The following is a 22205-nucleotide window of genomic DNA, read 5'->3' on the forward strand; positions in this document are numbered from 1 at the left end:
CCGCTACCCTTACGCATACGGCATAATCATGATGCATACACGATCGGCCCTCGCACTCGCCGCCCTCGTGGGGGTGGCGAGCTGCACGGACCTCAAGGAATACCCGGTCACGGGTGTAACATCGAGCTACTTCCAAACTCCAGCCGGCGCCGAGGCAGCAACGCTCGGTACCTATGCTGGGCTCCGCGGAATCTTCGGCGGTGAAGCCGAAGTTCGCCTCTTCATGGTCGGCACGGACTCATGGGAGAAGGGCGAGCAGTTCGACGCCAGCGGCGCAGGCTACTTCAACGACTACACGGCGCAGTTCACGCCGTCCGTCGGTGGTAGCGTGCAGGACATGTGGGCGAACTCGTATTCGGCGATCAATACCGCCAATACGGCCATCGCTTCGATTGAAGGGTCCAGCCTGCCAACGGCGACGAAGAATATCCGGCTTGGCGAAAATCGATTCCTGCGGGCGCTGTACTACTTCAATCTTGTCCGCAGCTACGGCGCGGTGCAGCTGAACCTGAAGCCGACCGAGGGCGTGTCGATTCAAGCCCATCGCGCGCCGGTCGATTCGGTGTACTCCGTGGCGATCATTCCCGATCTCGAATTCGCGATCGCGAATCTTCCGCTCAAGGGCGCGACGTCCGACTACTTCCGCGCCACCAAGGGCGCAGCGGAAACGCTGCTGTCCGAGGTCTACTTGACGCGCGCGGCGGCTGGCGATTTCGACAAGGTGGTCACGCTCACCAACGATGTCATCGGGTCCGGCAAGTACACGCTGAATTCCAACTTCTCGGCGCTGTTCTGCGCGACGTCGACGACGAGCGGTGCATGCGACTACGCACCGTCGCAGAAGACCGATCCTGAGCTCGTGTTCTCCGTGACGTTCACGGGCGACAACGGCACGGACGCCTTCGGCAACAACATGCACCTCTATTGGGTGATGTGGTACGACAACTCGGCGTACACCAACCCTGGTCTCGCGAGAACCCCGGGCTATGGTCGTCCGTATCGCCGAACTCGGCCCACGCGTCACCTTCTCGACCTGTACAACCGCACGACGGACAGCCGGTACAACTCGACCTTCCAGACCGTCTGGCTGCGCTCGGCGACCGACACGGCGATCTTGCTCACCGGATCGGCTACGGCAGAGACGTCGCCGTCGGCACGCTTTGGCAAATACGGCGAGCCGCAGTACACCAACGGTCTGTTTCCGACATTGAAGAAGTATCTCGACCAGACCCGCACGGACGCGAACGTATTCCCCGGGCACCGCGATCGGCAGCTGTGGCGGTTGGCCGACGTCTATCTCATGCGGGCTGAGGCGAACATTCGTGCGGGACGTGCTAGTGCCGCGATCGCCGATATCAACGTCATTCGCGAGCGTGCGGCGATCAATCAGAGCAACAAGACGTCGAATGACGTGGACGTGGCCGCATTCAACACGAGCCCGATCGACTACCTGCTCGATGAGCGGGAACGCGAACTGGCCGGCGAAGAGCTGCGGTTCTTCACGCTGACGCGTCAGGGATCCGACATCTTCCTCCGCCGCGTGAAGGCGAACAACTCCACTGCCTCGGCAGTGCAGGCGTACTTCATGTTGCGGCCGATTCCGCAGACCCAGATCGACAGAACGGATGGTGGAAAGACCGCGTTCCCGCAGAACCCAGGGTATCCGTAAGTTTGAATGAGTCGGCGCTCTCCTGTCCGGTCAACATCACGGCCGGGAGAGCGCAGGCGCTGGACTAGAAGGGCATCGAACGTGCTCCCCGTGTTCGACCATGCGCACTCCATGCAGCTGCCGGACAGCAGTACGCGTCCTTGGTGCGATTGCCATTTTCGCACAGGCAGTCGGATGTGGTGCGCCCCGGGCACAGCAGACTCGTCGCCTCGACCGAACGGTGATCACCCGCGAGCAGATGGTCTCGGGGCACTATGCGACGGTCTACGACGCAGTCGTCGCAATGCGCTCGACGTGGCTACGGACGCGGGGGGTGGACAGCTTCCTCTCACCCAGCGTCATCTGGGTCTACGTGGACGGAACACGCTTGGGCGACGTGAGCACGCTGCAACGGATGCAGCCGGATCTCGTGAACACCGTGCGGTTCTATGACGGTGTTTCCGCAACGAGCCTGTGGGGCGTTGATCACGGAGCTGGTGTCATCCATATCTCGACCTGGTCGGATGGGGCAGCCGGCATTCCAGTTCCGGACAGCACTCGTCGTACGCCCGTACCGCCTCGCACGCGAATCCCCGACAGCGCTCAGTAGTCCTCGCGCGGACAGCTGCGGCACTGAGAAGACCTCGAACGATTGTGCGCAGTCTCCACCAATAATTTGGCTCGGTCGGACGCAGCTCCTGCCGGTGCATGACAATTTTGGAAACCACCACCCGGCCACGGTCGGCGTGATGCACGCGCCGACGGTTCGTTCGCCTGGCCGCGGAGCAGCGCCTCCGCGGCAATTCGGACAACGATGATCGATGCGACTGGTGATGCCGTCCGTTCATTGAACGCGACGGTTGGCGATGCTCCTTATCGCGATCCGCGAGTGCCGGCCGACAAGCGCGTGGCCGATCTCCTCGCGCGGATGACGCTCGAGGAGAAGGCCGCGCAGATGATGTGCGTCTGGCAACAGAAGGCCGACAAGCTTGTCGACGCTGCGGGCAACTTCGATCCCGCCAAAGCCGCAGCCGCGTTTTCCGATGGGAACGGCATTGGGCAGGTTGGTCGTCCGAGCGACGCGGGCGGCGGCAAGAGTGCGCGCGGCCAGGCGGAACTCACCAACGCCATTCAGAAGTTCTTCATCGAGAACAGCCGGCTCGGTATTCCGGTCATGTTCCATGAGGAATGTCTGCACGGACAGGCCGCGCCAGAGGGCACGAGCTTTTCCCAGCCGATCGGACTCGGTGCGACGTTCAATCCGGATCTCGTCGAGTCGCTGTACGCGATGACGGCGGAGGAAGCGCGGTTGCGGGGAACGCACCACGCGCTCACGCCCGTTGTCGACGTCGCGCGCGATCCGCGTTGGGGACGCGTGGAAGAGACGTTCGGTGAAGATCCATATCTCGTCGCGCGCATGGGCGTCGCGGCGGTCAAGGGCTTTCAGGGCGACCGCTCGTTCTCCGACAAGAAGCACATTCTCGCGACGATGAAGCACTTCGTCGCGCATGGGCAGCCGGAATCTGGGATGAACTGCGCGCCAGTGAACGTTTCGGCGCGCGTCCTCCGCGAGACATTCCTGCAGCCGTTCAAGGACGCGATTCTCGAGGGCGGCGCCGTGAGCGTGATGGCGTCGTACAATGAAGTCGATGGCGTTCCGTCGCATGCAAATCGTTGGTTGTTGCGCGACGTGCTCCGCAAGGAATGGGGCTTCGACGGTTTTGTCGTTTCGGATTACTATGCGATTTGGGAGCTGAACGATCGCCCCGATACGCATGGGCATTTCGTCGCGGCCGACAAGCGCGAAGCGTGCGTACTCGCCGTGCGAGCCGGCGTGAACATCGAATTCCCAGAGCCCGACTGCTATCTGCATCTCGTCGAGCTCGTGCGCGATGGGACGCTTCAGGAAGCGCAGCTCGACGATCTCGTCGCGCCAATGCTGCTCTGGAAGTTTCGCATGGGATTGTTCGACGATCCGTACGTCGACCCAGCGCAGGCTGAGCGAGTCGTTGGTTCGGAGGAGAACCGCGTACTCGCGCTGCAGGCGGCGCGCGAGACCATCACGCTGCTCAAGAACGACAACGGCGTGTTGCCCCTCGCGCCGGAGAAGCTGAAGACACTCGCTGTGATCGGGCCGAACGGCCATCGCAGCCTACTCGGCGGCTATAGCGGCACACCGAAGTACGACGTGACGGTGTTCGACGGAATTCGCCAGCGCATTGGCGAGCGCGTGAACGTCATCTACAGCGAAGGCTGCAAGATCACGCGGCCGGGCGGTTCGTGGAGCCTCGACGAAGTATTCCCGAGCGATCCCGATGAAGATCGCCGCCAGATCGCGGAAGCGGTCGAAGTCGCGAAGCGTGCGGACGTCATCGTACTCGCCATTGGCGGCAACGAGCAGACGTCGCGCGAGGCGTGGAACCTCAAGCACATGGGCGATCGCACGAGCCTCGACCTCATTGGCCGGCAGAATGAGCTGGTCGATGCCATGGTCGCGCTCGGCAAACCCATCGTCGCGTTGCTGTTCAACGGGCGTCCGCTCGCGATCACGGAACTCACCGACAAGGTGCCGGCGATTCTCGAGTGCTGGTATCTCGGCCAGGAAACGGGCAACGCCGTGGCCGACGTTCTGTTCGGGGATTTCAATCCGGGCGGCAAGCTCGCGATTTCGATTCCGCGCTCCGCTGGCCATCTGCCGTCCTTCTACAACTACAAGCCGTCGGCGCGTCGAGGCTATCTCTTCGACGACGTGACACCGCTCTATCCGTTCGGCTTCGGGCTCAGCTATACGAATTTCAAGATCTCTAACGTTCGTTTGGCCGACGAACGAATCGGCATCATTGGCGCGACGCGCGTGTTTGCGGACGTGACCAACACCGGAGCGCATCGCGGGTCGGAAGTGGTGCAGGTGTACATCCGCGATCGAATCAGCTCAGTCACGCGCCCAATCAAGGAGCTGCGTGGTTTCAAGAAAGTCTGGTTGAATCCGGGCGAAACCGTGACAGTCGAGCTCTCGATCTCACCGGCGTCGCTCGCGTTCTACGACATCGACATGAACTACGTGGTCGAGCCTGGCGAATTCGCGATCATGGTTGGAACATCATCGCGCGATTCAGATCTCCAAACCGTGACGTTGCGCGTCGACGACGCGGCGCACGGACGACACGCTTAACAAGGACCTATCGTCATGGCTCGATCCAGCGAACGGCTTTCGTTCATCGAGAAAACGGGATATAGCCTCGGCGATGCCGCGGCGAATTTCGTCTTCATGACGATGATCCTGTTTCAGTTGAACTTCTATACCGACACGATGGGTATCACCGCGGCCGCCGCGGGCATGATGCTTCTCGTCGGCCGTTTGTGGGATGCGTTTTTCGATCCTATGATGGGCGTGCTCGCCGATCGCACGAATACGCGCTTCGGCAAGTTCCGCCCGTGGGTGCTCTGGACCGCGATCCCGTGGGGCATCGTGATGGTGCTCGCGTACACCGTGCCGGCGTCGTTCGGTTCGACGGCCAAGATCCTGTACGCCTGCATGACCAACATCTTCCTCATGACGCTGTACTCGGCGAACAACACGCCGTATTCAGCAATGAGTGGTGTGATGACGGGCGACAGCGACGAGCGCACCGTGCTGTCGTCATATCGGTTCGTTGCGGCCATGCTCGCACAGTTGATCGTCGGCGGATTCACGCTGCCACTCGTCGCCAAGTTTGGTCAGGGCAACAACGCCGTCGGCTGGCAAAAGACGATGACCCTATGGGCCGTCGTCTGCGTCGTGTGCTTCGTGATCACGTTCCTCACGACCAAAGAGCGCATCGCTCCGCCGCCGCAACAAAAGTCCAACCCGCGCGAGGACTTCAAGAACCTGTTCAAGAACGGTCCCTGGATCGCGATGTTCATCGTGACGCTGTCGCACTTCATCTTCGTGGCGATGCGCGGCGGTACGATGTTCTACTACTTCAACTACTACGTCGATAAGGCGAAGCTCCTCGAGTTTCTTCAGGGAATCGGTCTGCCGCAGGCGACGGCTGCGTCGCCCGATGGTGGCCACTACCTCATGAATGTGCTCGGGCTCATTCTCGCCGCCGATCGGTCGAACGTCGCGTCGGTTGGATTCAGCTTGTTCAACATCGCGAGTCAGGGCATCACAGTCATCGGTGTCGCCCTCTCGACTTTCCTTGCCATGCGGTTCGGCAAGCGCGGTGTCGCACTCGTCGGCTTCGCGTTGACGACGGTGTTTCTCGCCTCGTTCATCCTCATGCCGGCTACGTCGATCGGCGGGACGTACACGCTCGAGCTAGTGCGCGCGCTCTGCTACGCGCCGACCATTCCGCTGCTCTGGGCGATGTTTGCCGACACGGCGGATTACGCCGAGTGGAAGACGGGGCGTCGAACGACGGGAGTGGTGTTCGCGACGATTCTGTTTGCGCTCAAGACAGGATTGAGCATCGGCGGTGCACTCGCCGGATTGCTGCTGTCGGGTTACGGCTACCAGCCGAACACGACGCAGACCGAACACGCGTTGATGGGCATTCGCCTCACGGTGAGCGTATATCCGGCCATTTTCCTCGTCATCGTGGTCATCTGCCTGTTCCGCTATCGCATCACGCGTGCGGTTGGCCTGCAAATGTCGACCGAGCTCGAGGAACGCCGTCGTGGCTACACGGCTGGTGTGTCCGCGCCTGGACTTCCCGATCGCGGAGGGGCTGTTGTTGCAACGAACTAAGCATCGTAGGTCGGTCGCGCTTGGAGTCATCGCACTCGGAGCGCTCGCTTGGGCGAATCCCCAGTCGTTGGGCGCGCAGTCGGCGACGACACTCAAGGAAGCCTTCGCCGGTTATTTCCGTGTCGGCGCGGCGCTGAATGAGAATCAGTTTTCTGGTGCCGATGCCAAGGGCGCGGCGCTGGCGAAGGCCCAGTTCAACACCATCTCTCCCGAGAATGTGCTGAAGTGGGAAAACGTACATCCACGCCTCGGAACGTACGACTTCGCGCCGTCGGACAAGTACGTCGCGTTCGGCGAAGCGAACGGAATGTTCATCATCGGCCACACGCTCGTTTGGCATAGCCAGGTGCCGCGATGGGTGTTCCAGGACGCCGAGGGCAAGCCGTTGACGCGCGACGCGCTGCTGGAGCGTATGCGCGAGCACATCACCACAGTGGTCGGACGCTACAAGGGTCGGATCCAGGGGTGGGATGTCGTCAATGAAGCGTTGAACGAGGATGGAACGCTGCGCGCGTCGCCCTGGAAAACGATCATTGGGGACGACTACATCGCGAAAGCATTCCAGTTCGCGCACGAAGCCGATCCCAAGGCCGAGCTGTACTACAACGACTACAACCTCGAAAACGCGGCGAAGCGCAATGGCGCCGCGGAACTGGTGAAGAAGCTCAAGGCGGCGGGCGTGACGATCACCGCCGTCGGCTCGCAGGCGCACGACAAGCTGTGGCTACACAACGTCGCGATGCACGACACCACGATCGGGGTGCTCGGCGCGCTGGGTGTGAAGGTCAACATCACGGAGCTCGACGTTGACGTGCTGCCCGCAGCGACCCGGAATCGGACGGCCGACGTAAGTGTTCGCGTCCAGCCGGAGGCCGGGGGCGCAAGTGCGGTCAATCCGTACGTGGCGGGCTTGCCCGACTCGCTGCAACAGGCGCTGGCCACGCGCTACGCCGATTTCTTCAAGGTTTTCATGAAGCATCGTGGAGTCGTCGACCGCGTGACCCTCTGGGGCGTGGGCGATGGAGATTCGTGGCTGAACAACTGGCCGATGCCTGGCCGGACCAACTACTCGTTATTGTTCGATCGGCAGGATCTGCCGAAGCCTGCATTCGCTGCCGTGATGGATGTGGCGCGCCAGGCGCGCGCGGGCATCAGACCATGATGGTCAGCTTGATTCCTGATCGAAGCGCGTGGATCACTCCCGCGCCGGAGACCGCCTCATGAGAGATGCGTTCGGCCCTGTCCTAAAGCAGAGCCTGTCCGACAAGCTTGCGCAGCGTATTCGCGCGATGATTCAGAAGGGCGACTACCAGCAGGGCGATCGCCTCCCTCCGATCATGGAGATGGCGCGGCGCTTTGGCGTTGGCCATCCGACCATCCGCGAGGCGCTCAAGAAGCTCGAGACGATGGGCTTCGTCGAGATCCGTCACGGGTCTGGCGTGTACGTCACGCGCAGCGAAGAAGTACTCGTGCTGGCGAGCCCTGACTATGCGGGCACCGTCACGAAGAAGCTGTTGCTCGACCTCATTCGGGTTCGCGAACCGCTCGAGACGCAGTCGGTCGCTGATGCGTGTAAGAACGGAACGCTCGAGGATCTCGTCGAGATGCGGCGCCTGTTGACGACCGCGGCTCAGAACCTTGGCAACGACCCGGTGCTGAACGAAGTGAACATGGGCTTTCACCGGCAGATCGCTCGCGCGTCGGGCAACACCGTGCTCGCTCAGTTGCTCGACGTCCTGCACGACCTGTTCACTGACGAGCAGCGCCTGATTCTCGGCATCTTTGGATCGCGCGACCGCGATCACCAGGAGCATCTGGCGATCCTCGACGCGCTCGAGCAGCGCGATGAAAGCGTCGCTGTCGAACGAATGCGCAAGCATCTGAGCGGCGTCCAGGACGCCATTCTGCGCTGGAACCCCGAAGACCACCCGGTCGCGTGATGCTTCGAACGGACGTATGATTCCGTCCGTTCGAAGTTCTCTTCGGAGTTTGCTGGCCTAGCTCCCTTCCGGACAAACTGGAGGCAGTGCCATGCGCGCGGTTCCTACCGTTCGTCTTCTCGTCACGCTCTGCTTCGCCGCCGCCTCAACGCTGGGAGCGCAGGCACCGAGGTCGTCGGCCACGGTCAATGGCTTCGCGACCGATCGTCTCGCGCGGATCGACTCGGCGCTTCAGCGCTACGTGGACGACAACCGGATTGCCGGCGGCGTGGGCCTCGTGATGCGCGACGGCAAGGTCGTGTACGAAAAGGCGATCGGCTGGTCGGATCGCGAAGCGAACAAGCGCATGACCACCGATGCGATCTTTCGCATCGCGTCGCAGTCCAAGGCGATCACGAGCGTCGCGGCGCTCATGCTCGTCGAAGAAGGGAAGATCAATTTGTCGGATCCGGTGAGTCGATGGATTCCCGCGTTCGCCAAGACGACCGTAGCCATTCGCCGCGATTCAACGAAGCCGGCGAGCGACTCCAATCGCGTCATCGTTGCGGCGCGTCGTCAGATCACGGTGCGTGATCTTCTCACGCATACGTCGGGCATGTCGTATGGCGGCGAAGGCATGCTGCTCCGCATCTACGACGAGAAGAAGCTCGGCTATGGCGGCAACGCGTACGGATGGTACACGGCCGACAAGGACGAGACGATCTGCACGACGATGGAGCGTCTCGCCACGCTGCCGTTCGTTGCGCAGCCCGGCACGGCGTGGGTGTACGGCTACAATCTCGACGTGCTCGGCTGCGTGATCGAGCGCGCGAGCGGCAAGCCGCTTGACGAGTTCATTCGCGAGCGCATCACCAAGCCGCTCGGCATGAACGACACGTATTTCTTTCTGCCTCCGGACAAGCGCGCGCGGCTCGCCGCCGTGTACACACCCGACGAATCCGGCCGAGTGTCGCGGGCGCCAGACGGTCCGAAAGGGCAGGGGAACTACGTCGATGGCCCGCGTCGCAACTTTGCCGGCGGGGCGGGGCTGCTGTCGACGGCGCGCGACTATGCGCACTTCCTCGAAATGCTGCGCAACGATGGTGCAATCGACGGTCGTCGGTATCTCGCTCCGCACACGGTTGCATTGATGCGCACGAATCAGGTCGGCCTGCTCCACGCGGCAGATGGTGGACTCGGATTCGGCCTTGGTTTCGAAACTACGGAACGATATGGCGCCAACGGGATGAGTTCCGTCGGCACATTCTCGTGGGGCGGTGCCTATGGCTCGACGTACAAGGTGGATCCGAAGGAGCGCCTGGTCATTTGTCTGATGGTGCAAGTGGTTCCATCAGCGAGCGGCGGAATCAAAGAGGCGTTTGATACCGCGGTGTATCAGGCGTTGGTGGATGATCTGAGGCGTTAGGCACTAGGCGCTCGGCGCTAGAAATTCGGAAGAGTTTTATTTGGTGATTCCGTGGACGACGGATCGCCGCGTCGTAGTCACAAACACAAAGAGGGGGCGCGGCAACCGCCGCGCCCCCTTTCCGATTCTCTAGCGCCCAGTGCCTAGCGCCTAGCCCCCAAAACCCTAGCGCCTTGCCCCCAACACCCTAGCGCCTAGAGCCGATTTCCACCGTCTTATTCAAACGAATGTCCGCCGCCGACGCGCCAATCTGCAGATTCACCTGATCCGGTTCGACGGTCCAACCGTGCGTATCGGCGTTCCAATACGCGAGCGACGACGCCGGCAGCTTGAACGAGACCGTTTTCGTTTCACCTGGCTTGAGCGATACGCGCTGATAGCCGCGCAGATCCTTGTTCGGACGATCGACTTTCGATCCCAGGTGCTGCGCGTAGAGCTGCACAACCTCGTCGCCCGCGCGCTTGCCCGTGTTCGTGACGTCGACGCGCACCGTCATCGTATCCGTCGCGCCGAGCTTGTCACTGCTCGTCCGAAGGTTCTTGTAGCCGAACGTCGTGTAGCTCAAGCCATGACCAAACGGGTACAACGGCTCGCCCTTGAAGAAACGATATGTGCGGCCCGTCATCTTGTAGTCCTCGAACGCCGGCAGATCGTTCACACTTTTATAAAACGTTACCGGCAGGCGACCGCCCGGGTTGTAGTCGCCGAACAACACGTCGGCAATCGCTGTTCCTGCGGCCTGTCCCGGATACCACGCTTCGACGATCGCCGGCACGTTCGACTGCGCCCAGTTTACGGCGAGCGCACTGCCGTTGAGTAGCACGACTACAGTCGGCTTCCCGAGCGCAGCGATACGTTCGAGCAGCTTTTCCTGCGGTTCTGGTAGGTCAATACTCGTGCGATCGCCGCCGCGGAATCCCGGCACCTGCACGCGCATCTCCTCGCCTTCCAATCGCGCCGTGAGGCCAAGGAACATCACGACGGCGTCAGCCTGTTTGGCGATCGCTTCTGCTTCGCCGAGCAGCGCTTCGTGCGGCGTCGACCAGAGCATCTGCAGCTGCGCTTCGCCGTACGTCTCGCGACCGATGACGCGAATCTTGTAGTCGTGTCCGCCCTGAAGCTGCATCGGCTCCGTCTGATTCAGCCGCGGGTCGGGATATTCGCCATCGTGCGTCGGATAGAACGAACGAGTGACCAGACTGTCGTCGAGGTACATCTCGAACTTCACCGTGCCGATGAGCGCGAGTCGATACGTGCCGGTCTGCGGTGGGCGGAAGGTACCGGTCCAGCGAACGCCGAAGTTGTCGACGTTCATTCCCTTGCGTGGGGCGCCTTCTTTCCAGTCAGCGTCGATCGATGAATCGGTCGCCGTCGCGACGGGTGTGCCCTCGGCAGCGCTCGTCGAGAAGTACTCGACCTTCAACCCGCGCTTCCCTTCCGGTGTCTGCAACACACTCGGCGGAACGCGATCGAGCACCGGGAAGCCGTCGGCGAGATCAGAGCCACGCGCATACAGCACCTTCGTGTTAGGTACTGCTGCACGGATGCCGCGCAGCGGTGTGATCGGATCTTTCGGAATGCCGTTGTAGTTGCCGAGCAGCATCTGCGTCTGATCGGAATTCGGTCCGATCACGGCGATCGTCTTCAGAGTCTTCTTGAGAGGAAGGACATTGCCCTGATTCTTGAGCAGGACCATCGACTCGCGCGCTACACGCGTCGCGAGTGCGCGATTCGCCGGCTGATCGACGACGCTGTACGGGATCTGCGCCCACTTCACTCGCGACGTCGAGTCGAACATGCCGAGCTTGAAGCGAGCAAGGAACAGCCGCTTGAGTGAAACGTCGATCTCCTTTTCGGTGATCAGGCCCTGCTTCACTGCGTCGACAAGATTCGGGTAGACGCGACCGCAGTCGAGGTCCGTGCCCGTCTTGACTGCGAGCGCCGCTGCGGCCGCGGCCGTCGGCGCGACTTTATGCCTCAGATAGATGTCGTCGATCGCACCACAATCCGAGACGATGTAACCTGGGAACTTCCATTCGTCGCGCAGGATGTTCGTGATCAGCATATCGCTGCCGCACGCCGCTTTGCCATCGATGCGGTTGTACGCGCACATCAGCGAGTACGCTTTGCCTTCGCGAATTCCCATCTCGAAATGGGGGAGATAGGTCTCGCGGAGGTCGCGTTCGCTCACCACCGCATCGAACGAGTGACGCTCGGGCTCGGGTCCGCTGTGCACCGCGAAATGCTTGACCGTCGCTACCGTCTTGAAGTACTTCGGATCATCGCCCTGCAGTCCGCGAATGAACTGCACGCCAAGTTTGCCGGTGAGGAATGGATCTTCGCCGTACGTCTCCTGGCCTCGGCCCCATCGCGGATCGCGGAAGATGTTGATGTTCGGCGACCAGAAAGTCAGGCCCTGATAGCGTTGGTGGCTGTTCTCCCGCAGATACTGCTGGTGCTTTGCGCGAGCTTCGTCGGAGATGACGGTCGCGAGGCGGAACATGAGATCATCGTTCCACGTGGCGGCCATTCCGATCGCTTGCGGAAAGACAGTCGCGAGGCCGGACCGTGCGACGCCGTGCAGTGCCTCGTTCCACCAGTTGTACTCCGGAACGCCGAGGCGCGGAATTCCTGGCGCGACGTCCTTCATTTGCTGAACCTTCTCGTCGAGCGTCATTCGACCTACGAGGTCGGCGACGCGCTCGTCGAAGGAGAGCGACTGGTTCTGATACGGAAGCGTCTGCGCCCTAGCCACAGTCGCAACGAGCGAGGCGGTGGCCGCCGCTGTCACAGTGAGAAGCAGGCGTCGCATCAACGGGCGTCCTAGTCCGGGAAGCAGGCGTGTCATGCGTGACGGTCCGGCAGCTGGTTGGAGAATTTGTAAATCGTTCTCGACCGAAGTTCCTGGCCAGGCTCGAGAATCGTCGACGGAAAGGCGGGCTGATTCGGCGAATCGGGAAAATGCTGCGTCTCGAGCGCGAGCGCGCACCGGCGTCCATAGACGCGCCACTGCTTTCCCACGACGTGGTCGTCGAAACCGTTTCCAGAATAGAACTGAATGCCCGGTTCGGTCGTGTAGATCTCCATCACGCGGCCGAAGGTCGGCTCGTAGACACGCGCGGCGAATGCCAGATCTTCTCCGTCCTTACGGTCGATCACGAAGTTGTGATCGTACCCACCGCCGAGTCGGAGTTGGTCGTCGCCTTCTTCGTCGATGCGCGCACCGATTGCGCACGCCTCGGTAAAGTCGAACGGTGTGCCGCTCACGGCGCGCAGCTCGCCCGTCGGAATCCGCGTCTCGTCGACGGGCGTATAGCGCGACGCATTGATCGTCAGCCGATGATCCAACACATCGCCCCGGTCGTGGCCGGCGAGGTTGAAGTACGCGTGTTGCGTCATCGTTACCGGCGTCGCCGCGTCGGTGGTCGCCGTGTAATCGACGACAAGCGCATTGTCCGCAGTCACGGTGTACTCCACGCGAACGCTCAACGAGCCGGGATAGCCGTCGTCCTCGGGGCGTGCAACGTGCGTGAGCGCGGCGCCGACGTCCGTGCCACGAGTGAACGTGTCGCAGCCCCAGACGGCGCGATGGAAGCCGTTCGGTCCACCGTGCAAATGGTTCGGCGGATCGTTGATTGCGACGTTGTATTCTCGGCCTGCAACGACAAAGCGTCCCCTCGCAATGCGATTGGCATACCTGCCAACCAAGGTGCCGAGAAAGTGCGCGTCGGCGCGGTAGTCATCGAGCGAATCGTAGCCGAGTACGACGTCGTCGAGCGTGCCTTCGCGGTCCGGTACCATGAGCGACGTGATGATGCCGCCGAACGTGATGAACCGAAGCCGAAGCCCGCCGGCACCAACGAGCGTGATCGCGTCAACCGTTCGACCGTCCGGCAGATCGCCGTACCACTCTCTCTCGACGCTACTTCGATCCAACACGTGTGGCTCCGGAGTGCGCGTACAGCCCGAACAGTGTTCCGACGAATCCGCCAGCCTTCTTCGTGCTGAGGATCGATCCGTCGACATCCTTGGCGAGCAGCGTCCACTTGTTCGGTTCGCGACTGTAGTAGAAGTCGTACATTGGTCCGCGTGCCTGAATCTTGAGAAAGATCGTCGCGTCGCGCGCCGCTCCGCGCGGCGCAGACGCAACGATGTCGGTCGCGCCTTTCGCTCCACCGATCACCGACTTCTCCAACCTGACTACCGGTGCTCCGTTCTCGTTGGCCACGGCGATCAGGTAGAAGTGGTCGTCGTTCTGGAATACCGTGAGTCCAGCTTCGTCACCAGGCGCGCTTGGCGTGTAGCGCATCGCCGTCGAGGCAGACGCAGTAAGATGTTGCTGGCGTCTCCCAAGGAATGACGGCTGGCCGAGCTCGCCCAACTTCTCCGATCGCGCTTTGATCGTCAGCCAGCCCGGTGTCGACGTGAGATCGTACCATTTTTCGTGTGGCGTACGAATCATCATCCACTGATACCGCAGGTCCTTCGCATCGAAGTTGTCGCGATCGACGAAGTTGCCGGACATGGGCGGAATGGCCGCGGCCTGTCGCGGGAGATTCGGTCGCTTCACCGTCCACGGTACCGTCGCGTTGCCCTCGAGGATGATCGGCCAGCCATCGCGCCACTGCACCGGCAGCATGAAGGTCTCACGGCCGGTGTTGTACGTGTCTCTCGTATACGGACGCGCGCCGAGAAAAACGGCCCACCAGTCGCCATTTTGCGTTTCTACGAAATCGGCGTGGCCGGTGGTCGTAATCGGAAATGGCCGCGATTCGTCGAGCTGCCGTTGCGTGAGGATCGGATTGCCTTTGAACGGAACATACGGGCCGAACACCGAGTCGCTGCGGAACACGACCTCAGAATGCTGGTCTGCCGTTCCGCCTTCGGCACAGATCAAGTAGTACTTGCCGCCCTTCCTGAAGATGTGCGGCGCCTCGATCCAGATCGGATTCTTCGACAGGTCCACGCCACCGTTGACGATCACTTTGCGCGGACCAACCATCGCGTTTGACGCGCGATCCCACTGCTGAAGCCAGATGGCGCGATGGCCGTTGTAGCGCGGCGTCTCGACCGGCGGACCATTGTTCACGATGTAACTGCGACCGTCGTCGTCGAAGAAAAGCGACGGATCGATGCCGTCGAACTTGAGCCACATCGGATCCGACCACGGTCCCGCCGGATTCTTCGCGGTCATGATGAAGTTGCCGCCCGCGTCCGCCGCCGTGGTGATCATGTAGAACGTGCCATCGTGCACGCTAATCGCGGGCGCAAAGATGCCACGCGAAATCCCGAGGCTGTCGAACTTCAGCTGCGTCGGCCGGTCGATCACGTTGCCGATTTGCGTCCAGTTCACCAGATCCTTGCTGCGGAAGACCGGAACGCCAGGGAAATATGCGAAGCTCGAGTTGACGAGATAGTAGTCGTTTCCGGACCGCACGATGCTCGGGTCGGGGTAGAACCCGGCGAGGATCGGGTTCGTATAACTCCCCGCGTCTGTCTTGAGCGTTTTATAAATCGAGTCTGATCCCTCGTAGGCGAACCAATCGAACCGCGGATCAGCGCTCGCGGCAACTCTGCCATCGACAGTCGCTGAATTGGCGGTGGAGCACGCGGCGAGGGCGATCGCAAACGGAACGGAGCACGCGAGTGTGCAGAGCTGACGGACGCAGGACATCGTTCTGGGTGGGTGAGAACGGACTGGTGGCAGCGCGAGAGAACGCGCCGAGTTATTCTGGCGAACGACCGGACGATCCACTCAAGCGTGCGGTTGGCGATGCCCCCGCTCGATGGTAGCTCTCCGGCGGACCGAGGTAGCTCGGCGCAATGTCGCGCGCCTCGATCACGATCTTCTGCAGCACAACGCCGGCGTCGACCATCCAGAACTTGAGCACGTGCTGTCCGCCGCGCGCGAGCGTGTGTTGCGTGAACGTCGAACTGATGTTGTCCGCGACGAGCTTTTCCCAGCCGCGCGTCGACGTGTCCGTCTGTACGGTCATGAACTGCGGCGCCTGATCGTCGAAGGACACGGCGTACCGCAGTCCGTCCTTGGTTCCGGAGAAGTTGAGCGTCGGCGACAGGAGCACGTTCACCTTCACGGCGCCGGAGTCGAAGAGGAATACCGGATACTCGAGATGTGGCGAGTTGCCGCCCGGTGTCTGTATCGCGGCGGTGACCGGCATGGCGGTCACACCGGAGAGCGTCTTCCCGAGGTCCGGGATCGTCAGCCAGCTGATGGCGCCGCTGCCGATCGCCTTGCTGTAGTGCTCCGCCTCCATCGACACATAGCCGTTGCCTTCGACGAAGCCAACGATCGAATCACGCTTGGGCGACGCAGGGTTGCTCACCACCGCCTGGATCACCGATTTAAAACCGCTCGGGCCGGTGAACGTGATTGGCACCCTTCGCTCGCCGACCGGTGCACGCGTCCAGTCGACACTCACGGCAACGCGCGTCTCTTTGTCGATCGTTCCACTCGCCGGCACGACGTTCACCCACGGCTCTGCCGCCTGCGCCGCGAACGTGAACGAAGCCTGGCCCTTGTTGTACACGTCGACGTGAAAGATCTGACGCTGATATGTGTCGAACGTCGGCAGCGAGACTTCGCCGCGTCCACCGACCACGAATCCCGGCGGAGGAGCACCGCGTCCGCCACGTCCGTTGAACGGAACATGATTCTGCTCGACGACCGAGACGCCCATGCTCGCCGCGGCGCCGATCTGGATCACGTCGACACGCGGCATGGTGTTGCGCGGTGGTTCCTGCCAGTACGTGTAGCCGATGTGGGTCTGATCCATCATGTGCGCCCACTTTCCGCCAGCCAACGCTGTGTTGTAGTACTTCGAGATCTCGGCGTCTTGATCGAATAGCTCGCGGGTTCGCCATGCGAAGTCATTCGTCGACGCGCGTCCCTCGAGCGCGTACGCGCGGTTCTTCGCTGCCATCAAATACATGCCGTTCATATTGGCCGCGGCCTGCACCGGATGGAGCACGAGTTCGTAGAACGCATCGCGATACTGCGGCGGGAGCGCGACGTTCACCTTTTGTGTGCGAGCCAGAAGCGCGTTGTAGTCTTCGACCACCCGCTCGAATTCGCGGTAGTTCGTCAGGCTGTACGTGGCGGTGTCGAGAAGCTCTGGCTTTCGACGCCCAGCGTACTTGAGGTAGGTCGTCGTGATGTCGGCAATCTCCGACGCTTGCGCTGCGCCGAACTGCTGTGCCGCCCACTGCCGCGTGTACTCCGGCAGCCGCTCTGCCGGAATTGCTTTGGGGTTCCACGCATAGTCGAGGAAGAACTGAATCGGGAATTCCATCGGCTTTAGATCGCCGGTATTCACGACCCAAATACGATTCGCGCCCGACTCGTACGACAGGTGCATCTGCTCCCAGACCCGCGCGATCGGATTGGTATTGATCCACTTGTAATTGCGCGGTCCGCCGACGTAATCGAAGTGGTAATACACGCCGAATCCGCCCGGACGATTTCTGTCTGCCGCCGTGGGTAACCGCCGAACATTGCCCCAGTTGTCGTCGGCAAAGAGCAGCGTGACGTCGTCGGGGACGCGCATGCCCTTGTCGTAGTAGTCCTGCACTTCTTTATAGAGCGCCCAGAGCTGCGGCGTCTTCGATGCATCCTTCTTCGTCACGTCGGCAATGATCTTACGCTGATCGGCGACGATCTCTTCGAGGAGCGCAATGTTGCTCTCGCCGTTCGTCGTCATGGGCATGTCACCATCGCCGCGCATGCCAACGGTCACGATGTTCTCGCGTGGCGCACCGTTGTTCAGCATCCGTTCGATCCCGAATCGCCAGAAGGCCCGCAACGTCGAGTCGTTCACGCCATAGTCCCACGCGCCTTTGCCGTAGCGCTTCCATTCCTGCTGCGCGCGTGTCATTGGCTCGTGGTGCGACGTGCCCATGACGATACCATATTCGTCGGCGAGACGCGCATTCAGAGAATCGTCATCGGCAAACGCGTTTCCCCACATGGCGGGCCACAGATAGTTGCCCTTCATCCGGAGAATTAGCTCGAACATCTTCTCGTAGACGAGATGATTTACGCCGCCGAACTTCTCCTTCGTCCATCCGGAGAACGCCGGCGCTTCGTCATTGATGAAGATGCCGCGGTACTTCACGGCAGGCTCGCCCTTGGTGTGCAAGCCCGCCGCAACGAACAACTCTGTCTGATGCGCGGTGGGCACGTCGGCCCACCAGTACCAGGGCGAGACGCCGATCTCACCGGATACGTCGTACACGCCGTAGATCGTGCCGCGCTTGTCGCTGCCGGCAATCACGAGCGCGCGGTCGACGCCGGGCAACGGCTTCTCCACCGGCTGCACGATGAACGCTTCCCATTTTCCCGCGAGCGCAGAACCGTCGATCTTCTTTTCGCGAACGAGGCGGTCGATGATCGAGCTCTTGCCAAGGGTACCGACAATCACCACCTGCCCCGACGGCGCCGAATCTGCCACGACGCGCGACGCAGCGCCGGTGACGCGTTCGACATCAGCGCGCAGATCGTTCGCCGCGCGAATGACGCCAGGAAAGTCCTTCCCGCTCACGTAGATCGTTGCCGAACGTCCACCCGATGCGAGCGCAAAGCTGCCCGGTGTGTTCTTGGACGCGACGTACGACGAGGACTGCTTCGCCGAGGTTTGCGTGACGTTCTGTGCGGCGATCGACGATGATGCGCACGCGATCGCAAGGAGCGCGCGGCGAACGGGAAGTCTGTTGGTCATGGTCGCTGATCAGCGGCCGATGGCCGCGTCGAGACGAGAATGGCGCCAGCCCCGTGATCCAGTCCCCACCGCGCAGTCGCCGCCACGCCGTCGAAGTACTTCAGGTACGAAATGCTGGTGATCGGAATGGTGCGCAGTGACGCCGTATCGCCGAGCATCACCGCATCGAGGTACACGCGCACCGCACTCGGGTGCGAAAAGCTGTCCGGTCCTTTCGTGTTGAACCAGTTCGCCCGGAGCGCCGCCACGGCGTCGTACGCCGTATTGAAGTGGTACTCGCTGAATTGCGCCTGGGTGATCAACGTCCGGTCCGCAGCCGGCGTCGTCCGCTCCCTCGGCGTAGCCGAGCAGGCGATGGCGGTCAGAACGACAGCCATCGCACCCAACGTTGTACGCACTCCGGTTGCCGGCATACGATTTAGTCCGGTTAAGTGATAATATGATGTGGTCACTATGACCCTCCCGCAAGATCAGATCGATTCGACCGGCCGCCTGCCACGCTGTCGCCGGCCGCTAGCTCTGGCGACCACCCCGGGTTAGCCTGAATCGTGGCTATCCCTTCCGTTGAACCGCCGTTCCCATCCACTCGGCAGCTGACTCTCGACGAGGTGCTGGCTGCCGAGCTCACGCATCTCCGAGACCGCGACCGCGAACGAATCCTCCGTAGGGTCGGCAACCGCCGCGGCGCCGTCGTCGACACGGAATTTGGCTCCGCCGTCGATTTTAGCTCCAACGACTATCTAGGCCTGGCGTCGGATCCGCGCATCGGAGATGCTGCGGCCCGCGTCGTCGCCGAGCAAGGAGTTGGTGCCACGGCGTCGCGGCTGATTGCCGGGAACCACCCGGAGCACGAGCGCCTGGAAGCCACCTTGGCCGAGCTGTTCGTTGCCGAGCGTGCGCTGACCTTTTCGAGTGGCTACGCGGCGAACGTCGGAATCATTCCGGCGCTCGTTGGGCGGGGCGATGCCATCTTCTCCGACTCGCTCAATCACGCATCGCTGATCGATGGATGCCGGCTGAGCCGCGCCGACGTCCACGTCTTTGCGCACGGCGACGTCGACGAACTCGCCGCGCTGCTCGATCGACATCGTGGCGCGTCGCGACGTGCGCTGATCGTCACCGACGGACTCTTCTCGATGGACGGCGATTTCGCCTCGCTCGCCGAGATCGTGGACCTCACGCGTCGGTTTGACGCGTGGACCTACGTCGACGACGCGCACGCTGTCGGTGTGGTCGGCGATGCCGGACGCGGAACGCCAAGCCTGCTCGGACTCCACGGCCAGATCGACGTCACCGTCGGCACGCTCGGTAAGGCATTCGGCGCCGCTGGCGCGTTCGTCTACGGGTCGGCGACGCTCGCGCAGTTTCTCGTCAACCGCGCGCGCTCGTTCATTTTTTCGACGGCCATGCTTCCGGCACAGGCTGCGGCTGCCGAAGCCGCCCTGCGCATCGCTGCCACGGAGCCGGAGCGCCGTGACCGTGTGAAGCACAATCTGGGACTGCTGCACGATGCGCTTCGGACTGCCGGCGTGCCGATCACGGCCGCCGCGGGCGCGAGTGGGACGCACATCGTGCCTGTCCCGGTTGGCGATGACGCGCGCGTTGTACGTATAGGAAGGGAACTCGCGCAGCGCGGCTTCCTTGTTGGCGCCGTTCGGCCGCCGACGGTCCCAGTTGGTGGCGCTCGACTTCGCATCACGCTCAGCGCCGCTCACACCGCCGAGCACATTGCCGCACTCGGCGACGCGCTGGCCATCGCCCTTCGTACATGACGCCCGACTTCGACGTCAACGCCGCCGACGCGCGCTTCGTTTGGCATCCGTACACCCAACACGGTCTTCCGGACGCGCCGGTCGAGATTGCGAGCGCCAATGGCGCATATCTGATCGACCGCTCTGGTAAACGAATTCTCGACGCGATCTCGTCGTGGTGGGTGACGCTGCACGGTCACGCACAACCAGAGGTCGCCGAGGCGATCGCTGAGCAAGCGCGGACGCTGGAGCAGGTGATCTTCGCCGGGTTCACGCATGAACCAGGGGCGCGACTCGCCGCAGAACTGATCGCGCGAGCTCCGGCCGGACTCCAGCGTGTCTTCTTTTCCGACGACGGATCCACTGCGGTGGAAGTCGCCGTGAAGATCGCGCTCCAGTACTGGCAGAATCGCGGCGAGGATCGGCGGCTGATCGCGGCGCTCGAGAACGCGTATCACGGCGATACGTTCGGCGCGATGAGCGTGAGCGATCGCGGACTGTTCACCGACCCATTCGCGGCGAAGCTCTTTGAGGTCGCACGATTGCCGGATCCCGTCGCCGGCGATGTAGTTGGTGCGCTCGAGCGATTGCTCGCCACACGCGGCAAGGAGCTCGCGGCTGTCATCGTAGAGCCGCTGCTGATTGGAGCCGGCGGAATGCGCATGTGGCCGGCGTCGGTGCTCCGGGAGATGCGGGAGCTCACGGCGGCGCGTGGCATTCTGCTCATCGCCGACGAAGTGCTCACTGGCTTTGGCCGCACGGGTCCGATGTTCGCGTGTATGCACGCCGGCGTGTCACCCGATTTGATGTGTCTCTCGAAGGGCCTGACCGGCGGCTTCGTTCCGCTCGGCGCCACGCTGGCGACTGAAGAGCTCTTCGCCGCGTTCCGGTCGGATGATCGTACAAGAACGCTCTTTCACGGACACTCATTCACGGCCAACCCGATAGCGTGTGCCGCGTCGCTTGCGTCGCTTGCACTGCTCGACGACAAATCCGCCGCTCGGCGTGAGGCGATCGAGCGTGAGCATCGTAAAGCCGCCGCGACGCTCGCTGCGCTACCGGGCGTGACGAACACGCGTGTTCTGGGAACCGTGCTCGCGCTGGAACTGGATGCCGGGCGCAACGGCTACCTGAGCGAAGTCGGTCCCGCGCTCCGCCGCTTCGCGCTCGAGCGCGGGGTTCTACTCCGACCACTCGGCAACACGGTGTACGTTCTTCCGCCGTATTGCGTCACGCCGGCGGACCTCGCCTGCGCGTACGATGTGATCGGCGAGTTCGCGGAGGCGCGGTGATTCGGATCGGCGTCACGGGAACCGACACTGGCATAGGCAAGACCGTGGTGTCGTGCGCGCTCGCCCGAGCGTTTGCGCGTCGCGGTCTGCGCATGTGCGCCATGAAGCCGCTCGAGACGGGTGTGTCGCCGGAGGATCCATCGCGCGACGGTGCTCGGTTGGCTCGCGCCGCGGGCGACGAGCGGCCTTTGTCTGTGGTCGCGCCAATCACCTTCTCGCATCCGAGTGCGCCGATTGTCGCCGCTCGCCTGGCGGGCGAACGAATCGATTTCGAGGCGCTCGACGAGAGTGTACGCCAAGCATCGGCCGGATACGACGTGCTGCTGGTGGAAGGCGCGGGTGGGCTGCTCGTGCCGATCACCGAAGATGTGTCGTTCGACGGGCTGTTTGCCCGGTGGGCGCTGGACTTGGTGGTGGTCGCAGCGAACCGCCTAGGCGTCATCAACCACGTCCGCCTTACACTCTCCGCGGCGCGGGTGGCGGGCCTTCGCGTGCGTTGCGTCGTGCTCAATCAGGTGACGCCGTTACAAGCCGATTCGTCGGTACCAGACAACGCGCATGTGATCCGCGAGTTGGAGGGCGTGACGGTCGTCGAGCTTCCGTGGATGGCCGACCCGAACGATCTTGATGCAATAGCGACCGTCGCCGAGCAAAGTGGATTGGTGGAGTTGATCGCGCCGATCGCCATGCCGAACCCCGTTTAAC

At 62.4% G+C, this 22205-nt stretch carries 15 protein-coding genes; 10 read left to right on the top strand and 5 right to left on the bottom strand.

What is annotated here, in order from left to right:
* Positions 1-28: 28 nt before the first annotated feature.
* The 7 genes from AC6H4Z_RS03955 to AC6H4Z_RS03985 all read left to right on the top strand — a co-directional run bounded on the left by AC6H4Z_RS03955 (position 29) and on the right by AC6H4Z_RS03985 (position 9722).
* Complete coding sequence (locus tag AC6H4Z_RS03955) at positions 29-1669, top strand: RagB/SusD family nutrient uptake outer membrane protein (RefSeq protein ID WP_497545440.1); 1641 nt, start codon at positions 29-31, stop codon at positions 1667-1669.
* Positions 1670-1889: 220 nt separating this feature from the next.
* Entirely contained in the window at positions 1890-2258 is a 369-nt protein-coding gene (locus AC6H4Z_RS03960; protein WP_497545441.1) for a hypothetical protein, read from the top strand.
* A 204-nt stretch (positions 2259-2462) separates the two neighbouring features.
* Complete coding sequence (locus AC6H4Z_RS03965) at positions 2463-4820, top strand: glycoside hydrolase family 3 N-terminal domain-containing protein (RefSeq protein ID WP_497545442.1); 2358 nt, start codon at positions 2463-2465, stop codon at positions 4818-4820.
* 15 nt (positions 4821-4835) lie between these two features.
* Positions 4836-6377, top strand: a complete 1542-nt coding sequence (locus AC6H4Z_RS03970) for an MFS transporter (protein ID WP_497545443.1) — start codon at positions 4836-4838, stop codon at positions 6375-6377.
* Positions 6361-7539 (top strand): endo-1,4-beta-xylanase, encoded by a 1179-nt coding sequence (locus tag AC6H4Z_RS03975; protein ID WP_497545444.1) that lies wholly within the window; start codon positions 6361-6363, stop codon positions 7537-7539. The genes AC6H4Z_RS03970 and AC6H4Z_RS03975 overlap by 17 nt, the downstream gene beginning before the upstream one ends.
* Positions 7540-7597: 58 nt before the next feature.
* On the top strand, positions 7598-8317 hold the full coding sequence (locus AC6H4Z_RS03980; RefSeq protein ID WP_497545445.1) for a FadR/GntR family transcriptional regulator: 720 nt from the start codon (positions 7598-7600) through the stop codon (positions 8315-8317).
* A gap of 91 nt (positions 8318-8408) precedes the next feature.
* A complete protein-coding gene (locus AC6H4Z_RS03985; protein ID WP_497545446.1) occupies positions 8409-9722 on the top strand; it encodes a serine hydrolase domain-containing protein in 1314 nt (437 codons plus the stop codon).
* Between the two features lie 187 nt (positions 9723-9909).
* Here AC6H4Z_RS03985 and AC6H4Z_RS03990 read toward each other — a convergent pair whose 3' ends face one another.
* The 5 genes from AC6H4Z_RS03990 to AC6H4Z_RS04010 are packed head-to-tail and all read right to left on the bottom strand — an operon-like array spanning position 9910 to position 18834.
* Complete coding sequence (locus tag AC6H4Z_RS03990) at positions 9910-12534, bottom strand: beta-glucosidase (protein WP_497545447.1); 2625 nt, start codon at positions 12532-12534, stop codon at positions 9910-9912.
* Between the two features lie 32 nt (positions 12535-12566).
* On the bottom strand, positions 12567-13661 hold the full coding sequence (locus AC6H4Z_RS03995) for an aldose epimerase family protein (protein ID WP_497545448.1): 1095 nt from the start codon (positions 13659-13661) through the stop codon (positions 12567-12569).
* Positions 13645-15396 (bottom strand): glycoside hydrolase family 43 protein, encoded by a 1752-nt coding sequence (locus tag AC6H4Z_RS04000; RefSeq protein ID WP_497545449.1) that lies wholly within the window; start codon positions 15394-15396, stop codon positions 13645-13647. Before AC6H4Z_RS04000 ends, AC6H4Z_RS03995 begins: the two co-directional genes overlap by 17 nt.
* Positions 15397-15448: 52 nt before the next feature.
* Positions 15449-18457 carry a glycosyl hydrolase 115 family protein gene (locus AC6H4Z_RS04005; protein ID WP_497545450.1) on the bottom strand — a complete coding sequence of 1003 codons (3009 nt, stop codon included), beginning with the start codon at positions 18455-18457 and terminating at the stop codon, positions 15449-15451.
* Positions 18454-18834, bottom strand: a complete 381-nt coding sequence (locus AC6H4Z_RS04010; RefSeq protein ID WP_497545451.1) for a hypothetical protein — start codon at positions 18832-18834, stop codon at positions 18454-18456. The genes AC6H4Z_RS04005 and AC6H4Z_RS04010 overlap by 4 nt, the downstream gene beginning before the upstream one ends.
* 171 nt (positions 18835-19005) lie before the next feature.
* Here AC6H4Z_RS04010 and bioF point away from each other — a divergent pair, with 171 nt between their 5' ends.
* The 3 genes from bioF to bioD are packed head-to-tail and all read left to right on the top strand — an operon-like array spanning position 19006 to position 22204.
* Positions 19006-20229, top strand: a complete 1224-nt coding sequence (gene bioF / locus AC6H4Z_RS04015) for an 8-amino-7-oxononanoate synthase (RefSeq protein WP_497545452.1) — start codon at positions 19006-19008, stop codon at positions 20227-20229.
* On the top strand, positions 20226-21500 hold the full coding sequence (locus AC6H4Z_RS04020) for an adenosylmethionine--8-amino-7-oxononanoate transaminase (RefSeq protein ID WP_497545453.1): 1275 nt from the start codon (positions 20226-20228) through the stop codon (positions 21498-21500). The genes bioF and AC6H4Z_RS04020 overlap by 4 nt, the downstream gene beginning before the upstream one ends.
* Positions 21497-22204, top strand: a complete 708-nt coding sequence (gene bioD, locus AC6H4Z_RS04025; protein WP_497545454.1) for a dethiobiotin synthase — start codon at positions 21497-21499, stop codon at positions 22202-22204. The genes AC6H4Z_RS04020 and bioD overlap by 4 nt, the downstream gene beginning before the upstream one ends.
* Position 22205 lies beyond the last annotated feature (1 nt).

It is taken from the genome of Leucogemmata humicola (assembly GCF_055379415.1).

What these genes read in the sequence shown, in the direction of transcription:
- AC6H4Z_RS03955 (WP_497545440.1), top strand. Translation starts at nt 29, where the DNA reads ATGATGCATACACGATCGGCCCTCGCACTCGCCGCCCTCGTGGGGGTG.
- AC6H4Z_RS03965 (WP_497545442.1), top strand. Translation starts at nt 2,463, where the DNA reads ATGATCGATGCGACTGGTGATGCCGTCCGTTCATTGAACGCGACGGTT.
- AC6H4Z_RS03970 (WP_497545443.1), top strand. Translation starts at nt 4,836, where the DNA reads ATGGCTCGATCCAGCGAACGGCTTTCGTTCATCGAGAAAACGGGATAT.
- AC6H4Z_RS03980 (WP_497545445.1), top strand. Translation starts at nt 7,598, where the DNA reads ATGAGAGATGCGTTCGGCCCTGTCCTAAAGCAGAGCCTGTCCGACAAG.
- AC6H4Z_RS03985 (WP_497545446.1), top strand. Translation starts at nt 8,409, where the DNA reads ATGCGCGCGGTTCCTACCGTTCGTCTTCTCGTCACGCTCTGCTTCGCC.
- AC6H4Z_RS03990 (WP_497545447.1), bottom strand. Translation starts at nt 12,534, where the DNA reads ATGCGACGCCTGCTTCTCACTGTGACAGCGGCGGCCACCGCCTCGCTC.
- AC6H4Z_RS04000 (WP_497545449.1), bottom strand. Translation starts at nt 15,396, where the DNA reads ATGTCCTGCGTCCGTCAGCTCTGCACACTCGCGTGCTCCGTTCCGTTT.
- AC6H4Z_RS04005 (WP_497545450.1), bottom strand. Translation starts at nt 18,457, where the DNA reads ATGACCAACAGACTTCCCGTTCGCCGCGCGCTCCTTGCGATCGCGTGC.
- AC6H4Z_RS04010 (WP_497545451.1), bottom strand. Translation starts at nt 18,834, where the DNA reads ATGGCTGTCGTTCTGACCGCCATCGCCTGCTCGGCTACGCCGAGGGAG.
- AC6H4Z_RS04020 (WP_497545453.1), top strand. Translation starts at nt 20,226, where the DNA reads ATGACGCCCGACTTCGACGTCAACGCCGCCGACGCGCGCTTCGTTTGG.